Below are 14,962 nucleotides of genomic sequence, written 5' to 3'. Positions count from 1 at the left end.
TCCCCCGAGTCTCCCTCCGCGGGGTCCTTCCGATCTGCGTATTATACACCCCCCCGGGGGGTCTCCTAGGCGGTCCTGACTCGCTCACCTGTGGCGGAGGCCATCGATGGGCGTCAGCGACACAGACTGTGTCGGAGGTGTGTCGGGCGCCTTCGCGCGGCTCTGCCCTGTCAGGCTGTCATGCTGGCCTGGTCCCGGAGCTCGGGCGCGGGCGGCGGCGACCTGTTCGGCAGCCTCGGGTCGGCCGTCCTTGGCGGCGATGCGCTCCAGCAGGGCAGCCTTCCGGTCTTAGACCGCACTCCTCTCGACGGGGGCAGCGTCGTGTGCGGTCAGATGCTGGATGGCGGCCAGTACCTGGTTTCACCTCCTCCACCGTGGTCAGCGGCGACAGGTGACCGGGTGGTCCTCGGCGCGGGCGGAGGGCACGTGCTCGCGGCCCAGGCGTCCAGCCGGGCCCGTGGCGGTGGGCTCCAGTGCGGCTTCGTGCAGGATCGGGGCCGGGTAGGGCTAGCGGCGGTACCGGTCTCGCTGGCGCTGAACAAGGGAGAGCTGCCACTCATCCACGGCGTCCTGGTAGCGCTCGTGGCGGACTGGCGGGTGATGCCGCCCAGACGTCCATGTCAGGCTTTACCTGACTTGAATAACGCCGATTCCGGTGTGTCATCTCAGGGCGGAGGGTGCAGGGCGTCTCTGACGAGCAGGCTCTGATGCACATCCAGAGGCATGCGACGCGCCCCCGTCACCGCTGCGAGACTTTACCTATATTTGCACTTATGAGGGAGCTTGGTAGGAGTAGTGCGCATTGGTTGGACCGAGTGCGTCAGGACCCGGTGCTGCTCTCGCCGCTGCTCCTCACACTGCTTCTTTCTGTCCTCGGGGTATTGACGCCGCCCGAAGTTTCTACCGGTCGGCTGCTCCCCGCTGCGCCCGCGCTTGCGGCGGCGCTGTGGCGGGTTGTACCCACGCTGGTCCTCGGGCTGGCCTGCCTGCTGGGGGTTGCGGTCTACGCTGCCACATCGTCGGAGCACTCCCTCATGTTCACTGCAGGAGCCATCGCTGCGGTCACCGTGGCCGCTGCGTACGCCAGCCATCTACGCCTGAAGCGTGAGTGCGCGCTCACCCAGGTCAGTACCGTGGCCGACGCCACGCAGAAGGTTCTGCTGCGGCCCATACCGCGCTATGTCGGGCCCTTGGAGATCGACAGCCTCTATCTAACCCCCACCCCGCACGCACGGATGGGCGGGGACTTCTACGCCCTGGCCGACACCCGGCACGGAATCCGCCTGGCCATCGGCGACGTCCGCGGCAAAGGACTGCCCGCCCTCGTTGTGGCCGCGGCCGTGCTCGGCTCGTTCCGGGAAGCAGCCTACGAGGCCACCGACCTCACCCAACTTGCCAAGCGCCTGGAGGCCACGCTGCTCCGCGACGACGCTGCCACCCTCGCCCAGGGGGACCCCGCCGAACTCTTCGCCACCGCCGTACTCGTGGAAATCCCCCGCCACGGCAGCCACGCCACAATCTTCAGCTGCGGCCACCCCCCACCCCTGCTCAGCCGGCGCGGCAGCATCGACATCCTCGACACAGAGGACCCCGCCCCGCCCCTGAACATCGGCGGATTGCTCACAACTACCTGCCGCCCCCGGCGATTTGAATTCCGGGCGGGTGACCAACTGCTGCTCTACACCGACGGCGTCACCGAATCCCGCGACGCAACCGGAGCGTTCTTCCCCCTCACCACCTGGGCCCGTGACCAGCTGACCACGTCACCCCGGCAAGCCCTGAACAACCTCCACCACGCCCTGCTCGAACACAGCGGCGACAACCTCACCGACGACATCGCAGCCATCGCAATCCGAAAGACCACCTGACCGCATCCCGCAATCCCCGCCATCCACGCGAGCGTGTCTGAAAGATCGTGTAAGTCCGTGATGTGACAGGCTGGCTGAGGCCGCCTCGGGCCCTGGTCAGCCGGGACGGACAGAGCATGACGGACAACGAGAAGACCCCGGCCGTCTAGCCGGTCGAGGTCGAGGACAAGTTGGTGGACGAGGTCGTCGAGCGGCTGATGGACCGCGCCGACGCCTCTGGAGCCGCCCTTCTGGGCGAGGGCGGGCTGCTGACCGAGGTCACCCGGGCCGTGCTCGAGCGGGCCCTGGACATCGAGATGACCGAGCACCTGGGCTACGAGAGGCACGATCCGGCCGGTCGGGGGTCGGGCAACAGCCGCAACGGCACCTCACCGAAGACCGTGCTGACCGACGTCGGCGCGGTCACCGTGGCCGTTCCCCGGGACCGCAATGGCTCGTTCGAGCCCAAGCTGGTGCCCAAACATGCCAGGCGGCTGGCCGGGTTCAACGAGCAGATCCGCAGCAGCGCCGGATCCGGTCTCTGCGGCGTGTCGAATAACCCGCAGCGGCGCCTCAATGAGTTCCACCGCATCGAAATCGGGGGCGCCGCCCTTCGCGGTCATCCAGGCGGTGATCCGAGTGAGGGCCGCGTTTCGCTGTGTGCTGGAGAGGAGGAGGGCTTCCTCGGCCCGGGGCGGGGCGGTCCGAACCTCCTCGGCGGACAGCAGAAAGTTCCCAAACCAGCCGGGAAGCATCGCCGACCGCTGTGCGCCAAGTCCGTAGCACAGGGCCGCGACCGGGTTTGCCTTGCGGGCAGTCGCGACAAAGAGGCCGGCGCCCTCCGTCTCGGGCATGAGCGTCATGCTCGCGTCCCGCATGGCCTACGCGGCCTCGGTAGGTGCGTTGGCGTCCTCAACGAAGTCCGCGAATCGCTGGGCGGCCGACGTGGGTGCCAAGAATTCTGAAGGGTCTGCGGGAAGCTCGAAGAAGGGCTCTTGGTCGCCGCCGTTCGACCACCACGCAAGCGTCTCACCAAAACCCGGCGGCCTCTCCCAGTCGCCTGGCCGTATGAGGTGGATGTAGCGATCCGGTAGTGCGCGGGCCTCCTCGTCAGGGATGACGCCGACCACCCACAACCCTGTTGAGCTCACCGTCACACCTCTCAGTCTGCGGGGCAACTGTATCTGCCCCGCATCACAAGATCAGCGACAGAGCCCGTAATTCCCCACCAACAGCACCAACTTCCCCGCCCAAACGTTCAAGGCCCGCGCAAGGCGCGGGCTGGCCCCCGGCTTACGTACTGGAGGCAAGACACTCGGGGCGGTGCTGGCATCACCCGCAGGCCGGGTGATGGTCGTCTGCACCATCGGCCAGGTGAAAGCCTGCCTGCCTCAGATCACGCCTCAGAATGCGGTCGGGCTTTGACTGGGAGAAGCTGAGTTCATGGTGGAGCGTTGCGTGATCGTGGCGGCGCCCTGCGGATGTGGCGGCCGCCGCATAGCCGTCGATGACGAGACCATGGGTATGGCGTATTCGCTGCACGACTTGACGATGTTCCTGAAATTCGCCGGGCTCGTGGGTGAGGATGAGCTGGACGTGGCCGAATCGGACCTCATCGAGTGGCATGGCGGTGGTCCAGAAGTCTGGCCGCGCCAGGGTGGTGGGCCGGACTGCTGGGCGGTGCCGGGCGAGCCCGCCCCACGGGTGAGGGAAACGAGGTGGACCTGACTGGGGCGCGGTGGGCCATGGCCGTGCGGAATTGGGCGCGGGCCGGACCGGAGAAGGCAGCGTCCTCGGTAAACTTCAAGATCTATTCGGCCACCCGCGACAGTTTGATGTTGGTGTGCTGGGGAACCTCCCGCAGCACGTCAAAGCCGTCCTCCGTTCGGTGACGGCGAAAGCCCGCAGGCCCGCAGCATCTCCGGCATCACTGTGGATGGGTCTCCGCTGGCCACCCAGCGGAAGTGGGCCACCATCATTACGTCATCGACACTCTCTCGCACGAACCCATCCACGATGCCCAGGCCGCTCACGCGTTCACGCACCACCACCTCGCCCGGTTCCGCCTCGTTAGCAATCTGCTGGTAGCACCCCGTGTCGGGGCACCCCGAGAACTCGTAGACCCAGTGACCCATATCTGACCTCCTGCCGAAAACAACGAAATGCTCCACCGATCTGTCAGCCACGAAGGCTGTGGAATCACCCAAAGCGATCAAAGGCATTCACGCGGTGAAGGCCGCACCCGTGGCTACTGACGGCAGAGCGGCCGTGGCGTAGGTGCTGTCGCTGCCGCAACTGGCGACAGTGAGGGCCGCCGGACCCGATCGGGGGATTTCTCCCCCGGAGTGGCTCGCCCGATTGCGGGCGAGGCGGCGTCAACTTAGCTTCAGGGCGTCGGATTTCTCCCGGCAAAGCCCACATAGATCTGTATGTCGGCTTCCCCCGTGGTGTCATTGAATGGAGTATTCATGTCGGTGATGACCGGTACCCCACCCCTGCAGCAGTTCGGTTCGCAGTTGGGCGGCCCGCAGGTCGGTGCCCCGCAGCAGCAGATCGCGCAGGTCGTCCAGCAGACGATCCAGCAGGCGTGTCAGCAGGCGAGCCAGCAGGTCGCCCAGCGCGTGCAGCAGACGCTGCAGCAGATCCAGCAGGTTCAGCAGCAGCTGCAGCAGCAGGGCCTGTCCCAGCAGGCGCACCCGTACCTGGCTGTCGCGCTGCAGCACACGCTGCGCGAGGGCGTCCGCAGCGCTGTGGAACAGTCCGTGCAGCAGGCATTGCCGACCGCGATCGTGAGCCTGCTTCAGCAGAGTCAGCAGAGTCAGCAGGGCCAGCAGCAGTGGGGCGGCGGGTTCGGCCCGCAGCAGTTCGGCCAGCAGTTCCCGCAGTACCAGCGGCCCGGCTTCGGCCAGATGGGTCAGTCCTTCGGTATCGGCTGACGCCCGGGCGGGGTGCGATGCGGTGTGCCCGGGAGTCGATCCCGGGCACACCGCCTGACCGTGGAGGCGCAAGCCGCCCGTCGCCGAAGCAGGAGCACATGCACGACGGACAACGTAGGCGTGGTGAAGGTGGACGTCATGGCCAAGGAAAGGCCCGGAAACAACCGCGAGAACTGGTCCGAAGGCGCCGGGGCGGGTGGGCCAGGACCCGAGGGGAAGGAAACGGAACCACGCAAGGAAAGTACGCCATCACCGATCACGGTGCAGCCCCGCCGGGAGCGGTACATGGTGACGCCGCTGCCGCAGGATCTGCTCCCGCCGGGGGTGCCCGAACTGAGCATGGACGCGGTGTGCGAGCGGCTGGAGCGGATGCCCGAGGTGTGGGTGATGCGCAGGCTTCGGCCGTCGGAGAAGCTCCGGTCGGGCGGGCTGCAGCCGTCCTGCCCGGAGATCGCGGTCGTCGAGGCGGCCGAGGCCCAGGTGCCGGCGATGCGGACGCTGCACGTGCACATCGAGCCGGACCTGCCGCTGTCCGGAACCGCACCCGCCACCTCAGCGACCGCGGGGATGCTGCCGCTGCGCGATCCCGGGCTGGTCGCGCCGTTGGAGCAACCCGTGGAGATCTCGCTGCGCGTCTGTGGCCCTAACGACGAACCGCTGACCGGCGCGGCGGTGTTCCTGATCGGGGCGACCTGGCCGGGCCAGGGCATCACCGCCGCCGACGGCACGGTCACCGTCACCCTGGCGACGGATACCGAGCAGTCCATCCAGTCCCTGTACGTCCGCCCCCGGGACGGCTACACCGACCGGTGGATCCATCGCCCCGACCTGTCGGCGACCCAGGAGAACCTGGTCACCCTCACGCCGCTGTCCAAGGTGTACCCGGAGCTGGAGGAGCGGCAGCAGTACGGCTGGGGCCAGCAGGCCATGCGGCTGGACCGGCTGCCCCCCACGTTCCGCGCCTTCGGCGTCAAGGTCGCGGTCATCGGTTCGGGCGTCAGCGCCGAGCACCCCGATCTGAAGGGGCGGGTGCGCTCGGGGGTCGATGTGGTGCGCGGGACGGAAGTGGGCTGGGCCTACGACCCGATGGGCAGCGGCACGCACGCGGCGGGCGTCATCGCCGGGGCGGATACCGGCAAGGGTGTCATCGGCATCGCCGTCGACGCCGAGGTCGAGGTGTGCCAGGTGATGCCCGACGGGTACTTCAGCGACCTGATCGCCGCCTTGGACCACTGCATCGACCGCGAGGTCGACATCGCCCACATCGCCGTGGCGACGCCGTACCCGTCGACACTGGTCTCACGCAAACTGGCCGACGCGGGCGCGGCGGGGATCGCCTGCGTCGCCCCCGCGGGCGACACCGGCGGGCCGGTCGCGTTCCCGGGCTCGCTGCCCACCGTGTTCGCGGTGGGTGCGCTGGGGGTCTTCGGCTCGTATCCGCCGGACACCTCCCAAGCGACCCACATGGGGCCCCAGTTGACACCGGAAGGGCTGTTCGTCGCGCCGTTCAGCTGCTACGGCCCCGGGGTCGACGCCGCCGCCCCCGGTGTGGCGGTCCTGTCATGCGCGCCGCAGGGCGGCTACATGGCCCTCGACGGCACCGGCACGGCCTCGGCCCATGTCGCCGGCCTCGCCGCCCTCGTCCTCGCCCACCACGAGGACTTCCACGGCCAGCTGCTGCCCCGCGGACCCGGCCGGGTGCAGCACCTGTTCGAGATCATCGCCGCGAGCTGCCGCCCGATCGCCGCCCCGGCCACGGTGGAGGCGGCCCGCACCGGACGCGGTCTGCCCGACGCCCTCGTCGCCCTCGGTCTGGCCCCCGGGGTGCAACTCGCTCCGGGCCTGTCGCCCTACACCCCGTCCATGACCAGTTAGTACAGCAGCGTTTCGCTATCTGGCCTGGTCGGAGGCGTCGTCGGTGGCTGGGCCCGCCCACGAGCAGCGTGCACGCATCGCCCAGTGGCCCACACGCCGCTCACACGCGATCAGCGCGCAACAGTGAGAAAAAGAGCGGGACCCAGTGAGACTGGGCCCCACTCTTCGCGTTAGGCATCTGCGCTGGTCTTGTGTCCTGAACATGAAAGGGAGTTGGTTGTAGGCAACTTCTAGAAGTGATGCTGTGTGGAAGATGAAGGTTTTGTGGCCCTTCAGAGCCGCCCTGTGGGGGGAGACTCTAAACCACCTCATGCTGCGTTAGTTAATGACTGTCGTGGTGAGCGATGGGGAAAAGGCGTCGTGAGAGGCGTCAGGTGGGGACTGGAAAGACGAACGCAAGTGAATCGCTGCTGACGTGTCGAAAACAGAACAGATGGCATCGAAACCGGGGTGTGACCAGAATCCCGGGATGAGCCTGGCGGGTGCCCGCTTATTGGCCAGGTGGTGTCCGGCATGTAGGCGACGTGAGTCCGGTCTGCGGCTTCCGCATGGAACAGGAGAAGGCAGGACCCGATACTGCCTGCCGAGTGGCGGTGGGCGAGAGGGAGTGCCCCAAGCGGCAGGCACCGCAAGGGGTCGAGTACCGACGCGGGGCCTGCTGGCGGACCGGCTCGTAGTAGTGACGAAGTCCCTGTAACGGGGGTGGAGCGAAGGGGCCGGGTCGTTCGTGACTGAGTTGATCGCATCAACCGGACTGTGTCCGGGAGGAGTTCGATGGGCCAGTTGAAATCATCGGTCAAGCCGTTTGAGATTTCTAAGTGGGAAGTCAAGGAGGCATGGGAGGAAGTCAGGGCTAACAAGGGTGCACCCGGTGTGGACGGACAGAGCATCGACGACTTCGAGAAGGACCTGAGGAACAATCTGTATAGGGTCTGGAACCGAATGTCGTCGGGCTCCTACTTTCCGCCGGCGGTGCGCGCGGTGGCCATTCCGAAGCCACATGGAGGCGGCGAAAGAATGCTTGGCATTCCCGCTGTCGCCGATCGTGTGGCACAGACCGTTGTGGCCCGGCATCTGATGCGCAGGGTGGAACCTATTTTCCACCCGGACAGCTTCGGATACCGGCCTGGGCGGTCCGCCCTGGACGCGGTGGGAAAATGCAGGGAACGCTGCTGGAAGAGGGACTGGGTGGTGGAATTTGACATCGCCAAGTTCTTCGACAGCGTGCCCTGGGACCTGCTGGTCAAGGCGGTGGAAGCGCACACTGACGCCGTCTGGGTGAAGTTGTATGTGCGGCGGTGGCTCGCTGCACCGCTCGTCATGCCCGACGGCTCCCTGCTGGAGCGGGAGCGCGGGACCCCACAAGGGGCCCCGATATCTCCCGTCCTGGCAAACCTGTTCCTGCACTACGCGCTCGACACCTGGATGGACCGGGAGTTTCCGTCAGTCTGGTTCGAACGCTATGCGGACGATGCGGTGCTGCACTGCGTCACCGAGCGCCAGGCCCACCAGGTGCTGGCCGCGCTCACGGACAGGATGGCCGAAGTCGGGTTGCAACTGCACCCGGACAAGACCCGGATCGTCTACTGCAAGGACGGCAGCCGCCGTGGCTCTCACGAGCACACGTCGTTCACCTTCCTCGGGTACACGTTCCGCGCCAGGAAGAACCGGAGTCGGCACGGGAACCTGTTCCTGGCGTTCGACCCGGCGGTCAGCAAGGACGCCCTGAAGAAGATGGGGCGGGAGGTGCGGTCCTGGCACCTGCACACTCGCTCGGATCTGTCCTTCCAAGAGCTCGCCCGCAGGATCAACCCGGTGGTGGCGGGCTGGCTTAACTACTACGGACGATTCAGGCCGTGGGAGCTGATCCCCTTCACGATGCGCATCAACGCCTACCTGGTGCGCTGGATCCGCCAGAAGTACAAACGGCTCGCGGCCAAGCGGAAGGCCATCGCGAAGATGCAGGAGATCGCCCAGCGATACCCCCGCATGTTCGCCCACTGGCGGCTGACCGCAGGCGCCGTAACGGTCTGATGACCAGGACGACAAGAGCCGTGTAAGGGGCGACTTTTACGCACGGTTCTGTGAGAGCCGAGGGGTGAGATCCCCCTCGGCTACTCGGCAACCGCATGATCGTGCTGGCTGAGGCGAAGTGCCCCCGGCAGGATTCGAACCTGCGCACACGGCTCCGGAGTGAATGCGTAGATCACCAAAGCGCTCTGACCTGCGGAGAAGCCTGCCGGAGGGCGCCCGCGACACGGAGTGTGTCGGAGGTGTGTCGGAAGCCGCGACCTGACGGAGCGTCCGTGGCGGGGGATCCGTGCTTCGATGCGCAGTGCCTTTGGTGGTGCATGCGGCGGGACTCGAGCCAGGACAAGCGCTTGGACGATGTGGGCACACCCCAAGTGCCTGGCCCCGCGGGTCCGCACCGCCTCCGGGAAGAGCAGCCGAGTGTCGTCGTCCATGCTCGTTGCCGTCATTGCCGTTGTCGCCCGGTGCGTGGCTACCGCTTGTGCTGCGGGAACCGCCGTCTGCGCAGGCAGCCATTCAGACCAGCAGTGGTGGCGACTTCGCTCGGAAGCATCGAGGGTGAGTCTTGCTAGCCGCATCGCGTGTTCCGCGATGGTTCTCAGGTCGCCAGGAGGACAAGCGTGGCACTCAGCGAGACGGATCTGCTCAAGACCAGCGATGCCGGGCTGGTAGAGCTGTTCCGCAGCAGTCCGCCTGGTGAGATTCCGAAGGGGCCGCTGGAGGGCATGGGCATCGTGCGGTGGGGAGGGAATTGGGTGGCCCAGCCTCTCGCTTGGCTGATACGCATGACCATCTGGCGGGGGAAGGTTTTCGACCACGAGGGTTATCTGAGCAATCGGATGACCGCGTTCGACGTGCTCGCCATCGTGGCGCAGGTCTACATCGGGCAGAGCCTGATGGACGACGAGGACTGCATCGTCATCGACTACTCCAAAATCTCTCTGGTGGCTCGCGGGGTTCGCGACGAGATGCGTGAAGTTGAGCCGGGACTGTATCTGGGTGTGGTCTGGCTGTTCGGAGCCAGGGTCGCCTGGTTCACGCTCAGGGTGCCGGAAATCGCAGGCGGTCCGGTCGAGGCTGAGGGAGCCGCAGCCACACAGCCGGGTTGATCGCCCCCTGCTGATTGTCCTGCGCCTATCCCGGCGAACCCTCCCGCGCACGGCATGTGACCAGCCTGCGCGTGCCGGCGGACTTTCGACGGCTACGAAGATCCCTCTCCCCAGCCCCTTCGGTCCGACTGTGCACAGTGAAGGGTCCGAAAGCTATGACCAGCTCAGACATACGCTTTCGCAGGTTGGCCGCCTCAAAGAGGTGCCATGCACGAACGTGGGTCGGAAGCCCGCTATTGATGTCGTTCGTCGCCGCAGCGGCGTCGGCTGTCATCGTCCTCGGGGTGGTGAACGTCCCGGCATCGGTGGTCGGTGCCGGGACGGATGCCTTGCATGGGACAGTCACCGGGGCGGGGAGGCCGCTGCGCGCAGCCCAGGTCACGCTCTTTGCCGGGTCACAGTCCGGGGTCAGGATGCTGAGCCGGGCCACGACCGACGCGCGCGGTTCCTTCCGGATCTCCTACGCCAAGCCCGCCGACGGGATGCTGTACGTCGAGGCAACGTCGGCGCAGGGGCGATTTCGGCTGCGCTCGGTCGTGGGGGTGGGCGCGGGCGGTGGCGTACCTCAGCGGACCGAAAACGCCGTAAGAGTCAACGAACTGACCACCGTCGCCGCCATGTACGCCCTTGCCCAGTTCAGCGACGGGCGCGGCATCGCTGGGCCCAGCCCGGGATTGCAGAATGCGGCGGCGACAGCCTTCAACCTTGCTGATCCGGTCACCGGCAAGCCAGGAGGGGCAGTGACGGGCGACGGTGCCAACAGCGAAACTCTCGCCACGCTGAATACGCTCGCCAACCTCGTTTCCCTCTGCGCGACGGACACCGGGCGCTGCGACGAACTGCTCCGGCTGGCGACACCACTCGGCGGAACCCGGGCTGCGGACACGGTGCAGGCAGTTCTCGGCCTGGCCCACAACCCAACGCTGTCCCGAGCTGGTCTCTTCGCCCTGGCGCGTACCACGGCGGTCTTCACCCCCGCGCTTCCCACGGCTCCGACCGGATGGATGCTGGCGGTGCGCTACACCGCCCAGGACCTCTACGCGCCGGGCCGCATCGCGTTCGACGCTAAAGGCAACGTATGGGCGACCAACAACTGGGTGCCGGGAACGCGGGACCCCAACCCGTTCGTCACCGTCCTCGACCCTGTCGGCCGGCCGACCCTGGGCAGCCCCATCAGCGGCGGCGGCATGAAGGGCGGCGCCTGGGGCCTCGCAATCGACCATGAGGGCTCGGTTTGGGCACCCAGCTACGGCGGCGACGCGATGGCGAAGTACTCGGCCGCCGGCATTCCGCTGTCACCCCCAACGGGTTGGAAGAACGGTGACCTCGTCAAACCGCAGGGCGTCGCTGTCGACCAGCGAGGCAACATATGGATTGCCAACTCCTACGGCCTCAAAGGCGCCGCTGGCGCGGGCAGCGTCGTCGTCTACCCGGGCGGTGACCCCTCAAAGGCCATCACGATCACCGACAAGAGTTTCAACCACCCGTTCGCCATTCAGATCGACGACAAGGGCCGGGCCTGGGTCACCAACAGCCATATGTCCTTCTCCGAGATCCTCCAAGCGCGGCGGCCCAGCCAGGTCGGCGGAAGCGTCACCATCATCGGCCCTGACTTCAAGCCGGTCACCCACACCCGCGACAGCTCACTCCAGGCACCTATCGGGCTCGCCCTGGACTCCCAGGGCAACGCCTGGGTGGCTAACTTCTTCAGCAGCGCGGTCACCCGGATCCGCCCCGACGGTACCGTCGCGGGTGTCTACCAGTTGACCAAGAAAATCTTCCCCTGGTCCATCGCCATCGACGGCCAGGACCGCGTGTGGGTCGCCGGTTTCGGCAACTCGTCCGTGTCGCTTCTGTGCGGCGCAGAGACCGCTGCCTGCCCGCGCGGTGCCTCCACCGGCACCGTTCTGTCGCCCGAGCAGGGCTTCCAGAACGAGGCCATCCAGCACCTCACGGCCGTACAGATCGACTCCTCCGGCAACGTCTGGGTAGCCAACAACTGGTCGAAGATCCTCCCGCCCACCGGCGGCATGGGACTGGTGGAACTCATCGGCGCCGCCACCCCGGTCTGTACCCCCCTAACCCCCCTACCGGCACGACCGTCATCAGCGGCTTCGGACTCCTGCCCCAAGTAGCTCGGCGGAGTCTGATGGGCGAGTCAACCGCCGCCGAGTGCTGTCAGTAGCCCGTGTAGTCGTCCAGATCCACAGCCCGGACCATCGCCCCGCCGTAGGTGTCTGGGCAAGACCCAAAAGCCGCCATCTTGAAGTGATGGCCCTGGGGGGAGAGCGTCGGCTGCGAGGAGATATGTAGGCAGGAACAGGTCAGTATGAATGAAGGGGAATGGGCCGGCTTCGAATCGAGAGCGGAATGGTTGCCGTGAGCGATCTGCTGGATACTCCAGGCTATCAAGGCCGTGACCTGGCCGATGCGATTCTGACAGCCCTGTTCACCGAGTCCCCGATCGGTCTGCACGTTTTGGACACCGACCTGCGCATCGTGGCCTTCAACTCCGCCGCGCGGCATATCCGGACGTTCCCGATCAAGGAATTCCTGGGCCGCACGCTCTCCGAGATACTGCACGTCTACGCTCCGGACCAGGCCGACGCCATCGAGGCCGTGGTCCGCGAGGTCCTGGAAACCGGCACACCCAAACACGACGTCCTGCTGACGGTCCACTCCCCCCACGAGCCGTACCTCGAGGTCACGGCTTCGACCTACTGGTTCCGGCTGAAGGACCCGCAAGGACGGACCGTGGGGGTAAGCGGGGTGATCCTGGACGTCACCGAGCGCTACCGGGCCCAGGCGCGACTCGCCCTGCTCCACCGGGCCAGTACCGGGATCGGCACGAGCCTGGATGTCTTCCGAACAGGGCAGGAGCTGGCCGACGCGACCGTCCCGGACTTCGCCGACACCACCACGGTCGACCTCTTCGACCCGATCCTGCGCGGGGAGGCATTCGAACCCGGACCGCTCATCCAGGGCATCACGCTGCGGCGGGCGGGCTGGCAGTCGCTGCACAGTATCGAGGAGTCACGGGTCCCCATGGCCGGGGACGTCAGCGGCTTCCCCGTCGGATCGCCGTACCGCCGGAGCATGGCCGACCTTCGCCCCCGGCTGATCAAGCGGCTCGACCCGGACACCCCGTGGCTGACCGGCGAACCGTTCCGCTACCGCCTGCTGGGCGCCATCCAGGTGCACTCGATGATCGTGGTTCCGCTGTGCACCCGCGGCCTCGTCCTCGGTCTGGCCTGCTTCTACCGCTGGCGCTCCCCGCACGCCTACGAAGACGACGACCGGGACCTCGCCGAACAACTGGCCAACCACACCGCGCTGTGCCTGGACAACGCGCGACTGTACAGCCGCGGCCGCTCGGCCGCCCGCATCCTCCATATGAGCCGCAGGCCCGCTGTCGTCCCGGTCCACAGCGCCGTGGAGATCGCGCACCATTACCCGCCCGCCGGCTCCGGTGGCGACTGGTTCGATGTCATCCCGCTGCCCAGTGCCCGGGTCGCGCTGGTCGCGGGCAACATCACCGGCGACGGCATCCGCGCCGCGTCCGCCATGGGGGAGCTGCGGGCCGCCATCGGCGCCCTGGCCGCCCTGGACCTCCCAGCGAACGAACTCCTCGAACGCCTGCACGAACTCGTGACTCGGCTCAGCGGCCAAGAACCCCACCCACGGCACAACGGACCGCACACCGCGACCGTCGGCGCCACCTGCCTCTACGCGATCTACGACCCGGCGACCCGACAGTGCACGCTGTCCGCGGCGAATCACCCACAGCCGCTCATCGCTCTCCCGGACGGCACCGTCCAGGTCGCCGACATCCCACAAGGCCCGGCACTGGGCCAGGGACTGCCCACCTACCTCGCGGCGGAGCACCAACTACCCGAAGGCACCATCCTCATCCTGACCAGCCGCGAAGACCGTTCGCCACGGGACATCGCGCCGTGGCCGGACCGGGTGCAGTGCGCCCTGCACACCGGACCCAGCCCACTTCAGCAGACCTGCGACACCCTCGCACGCGCCCTGACTCCCACGCCATCCGGGCCCGGCGCGGCCCTGCTCCTCGCGAAAACCCGCGCCCTCGGCCCCGACCGGCTGGCCTCCTGGGACCTGCCGCCCGAGCCCGCGTTCGTCGCCACGGCACGCCGACACGCGGCCGACCAGCTTGCCACCTGGGGGCTCGACGACCTGGCCTTCACCACCGAACTGGTCGTCAGCGAGCTGGTCACCAACGCCGTCCGCTACTCCGACGGCCCCATCGGAGTACGCCTGATCCGGGACCGAGCGCTGACCTGCGAAGTCTCCGACACCAGCAGCGCGGCTCCCTATCTGCGGTACGCCGATGACAACGATGAAGGCGGACGTGGCCTGTTCATCACGGGACAAGTAACCCAGCACTGGGGTACCCGCCCCACCAGACAAGGAAAGATCATCTGGGCCGAACAGGCACTACCACGGTGTTAGCACGTTGTCGGCCGCCCAGAACCGGTTCCGGCTCTGGGCGGCCGTCAGCTCGCTGAGCTCGCGCGCATGCGCATGACGGTCGCGGAGGCGGGCCACGCCTCCAGGCTCACGCGTCGCCGTCTCCAGTTCCTGCGGCCCCGGCCACCCTCCTCGGTCCAGGTGCCGAACGGGCCGGACAGGCCCGGCTCCTCGGTGTCGAGCTGGAGGGCGCCACCCTTGAGCCCATGAGGGGCCGAGGAACACCCCATCGGTGTTCATCTATCGACCGATTCCTGAACAAGATCGTGTGGCGGTCCGGGCTCGCCAGAGCCCGGACCGTGAGCGAGAAACGGTGTCAGACAGTAGCGGTGCTCAAGAACTCGGGCACTGCCGTTTCAGATGGCGCCTCCGCACCCGGCCAGACGCCTGCGGGGTCCCGGGGATGGCTCCCACGTCGGTGATAGGTCTGTGTTCGTTTGATGTTCGTGCTTGATCCGTCGTCAGGCGGGACTGCATGCTGAGCCGCCCCCTCCACATCTTCCCATTCGTATCTCGAAGATGGGCCTGCCCCATGCGTACCCTCATCCGCGCCGGCGCGCTGACCGCCGGCGTCTCGGCCGTGCTGCTCCTTGCGCCGGCCGCGCACGCCACCGCTCCCGGTGACAACGGCACCGTGAAGATCCACGACGCCAAGACCGGCGAGGAGTTGCGC

9 protein-coding genes and 1 pseudogene are annotated in these 14,962 nt (G+C 67.2%); 8 read left to right on the top strand and 2 right to left on the bottom strand.

Annotated features, from left to right (window positions below; all coding sequences use genetic code 11):
* Positions 1-1,034: 1,034 nt before the first annotated feature.
* The gene (locus tag ACWDA7_RS42200) at positions 1,035-1,868 is read left to right on the top strand and encodes a PP2C family protein-serine/threonine phosphatase (protein ID WP_450612069.1); all 834 of its coding nucleotides are present in this window, start codon (positions 1,035-1,037) and stop codon (positions 1,866-1,868) included.
* 170 nt (positions 1,869-2,038) lie between these two features.
* Positions 2,039-2,389 (top strand): annotated as a pseudogene (locus ACWDA7_RS42195) (transposase); the annotation flags it as partial.
* A gap of 790 nt (positions 2,390-3,179) precedes the next feature.
* Here the strand turns inward: ACWDA7_RS42195 and ACWDA7_RS42190 are convergent.
* Positions 3,180-3,473, bottom strand: coding sequence for a hypothetical protein (locus tag ACWDA7_RS42190; RefSeq protein ID WP_450612067.1), 294 nt, complete (start codon positions 3,471-3,473; stop codon positions 3,180-3,182).
* 242 nt (positions 3,474-3,715) lie between these two features.
* Complete coding sequence (locus tag ACWDA7_RS42185; protein WP_450612065.1) at positions 3,716-3,982, bottom strand: hypothetical protein; 267 nt, start codon at positions 3,980-3,982, stop codon at positions 3,716-3,718.
* A gap of 333 nt (positions 3,983-4,315) precedes the next feature.
* On the opposite strand from ACWDA7_RS42185, the gene ACWDA7_RS42180 reads away from it, so the two are divergent.
* From ACWDA7_RS42180 to ACWDA7_RS42155, 6 genes are all read left to right on the top strand, one after another.
* Complete coding sequence (locus ACWDA7_RS42180; RefSeq protein WP_450612063.1) at positions 4,316-4,783, top strand: hypothetical protein; 468 nt, start codon at positions 4,316-4,318, stop codon at positions 4,781-4,783.
* Between the two features lie 285 nt (positions 4,784-5,068).
* Positions 5,069-6,658 carry a S8 family serine peptidase gene (locus tag ACWDA7_RS42175; RefSeq protein WP_450612061.1) on the top strand — a complete coding sequence of 530 codons (1,590 nt, stop codon included), beginning with the start codon at positions 5,069-5,071 and terminating at the stop codon, positions 6,656-6,658.
* Positions 6,659-7,432: 774 nt separating this feature from the next.
* Positions 7,433-8,692, top strand: a complete 1,260-nt coding sequence (gene ltrA, locus ACWDA7_RS42170) for a group II intron reverse transcriptase/maturase (RefSeq protein WP_450612059.1) — start codon at positions 7,433-7,435, stop codon at positions 8,690-8,692.
* 617 nt (positions 8,693-9,309) lie between these two features.
* Entirely contained in the window at positions 9,310-9,798 is a 489-nt protein-coding gene (locus tag ACWDA7_RS42165; protein ID WP_450612057.1) for a hypothetical protein, read from the top strand.
* Positions 9,799-10,037: 239 nt separating this feature from the next.
* Positions 10,038-11,933 (top strand): NHL repeat-containing protein, encoded by a 1,896-nt coding sequence (locus ACWDA7_RS42160; protein WP_450612055.1) that lies wholly within the window; start codon positions 10,038-10,040, stop codon positions 11,931-11,933.
* A 244-nt stretch (positions 11,934-12,177) separates the two neighbouring features.
* Positions 12,178-14,271, top strand: coding sequence for a SpoIIE family protein phosphatase (locus tag ACWDA7_RS42155; protein ID WP_450612053.1), 2,094 nt, complete (start codon positions 12,178-12,180; stop codon positions 14,269-14,271).
* Positions 14,272-14,962 lie beyond the last annotated feature (691 nt).

The organism is Streptomyces sp. NPDC001156, assembly GCF_053598275.1.
This window is presented reverse-complemented; position numbering and strand designations above follow the sequence as displayed.

Bases quoted from the DNA above. Each gene is read 5' to 3' on its own strand.
- ACWDA7_RS42200 (WP_450612069.1), top strand. From the start codon at position 1,035: ATGTTCACTGCAGGAGCCATCGCTGCGGTCACCGTGGCCGCTGCGTAC.
- ACWDA7_RS42190 (WP_450612067.1), bottom strand. From the start codon at position 3,473: ATGCCACTCGATGAGGTCCGATTCGGCCACGTCCAGCTCATCCTCACC.
- ACWDA7_RS42185 (WP_450612065.1), bottom strand. From the start codon at position 3,982: ATGGGTCACTGGGTCTACGAGTTCTCGGGGTGCCCCGACACGGGGTGC.
- ACWDA7_RS42180 (WP_450612063.1), top strand. From the start codon at position 4,316: ATGTCGGTGATGACCGGTACCCCACCCCTGCAGCAGTTCGGTTCGCAG.
- ACWDA7_RS42175 (WP_450612061.1), top strand. From the start codon at position 5,069: ATGGTGACGCCGCTGCCGCAGGATCTGCTCCCGCCGGGGGTGCCCGAA.
- ltrA (WP_450612059.1), top strand. From the start codon at position 7,433: ATGGGCCAGTTGAAATCATCGGTCAAGCCGTTTGAGATTTCTAAGTGG.
- ACWDA7_RS42160 (WP_450612055.1), top strand. From the start codon at position 10,038: ATGTCGTTCGTCGCCGCAGCGGCGTCGGCTGTCATCGTCCTCGGGGTG.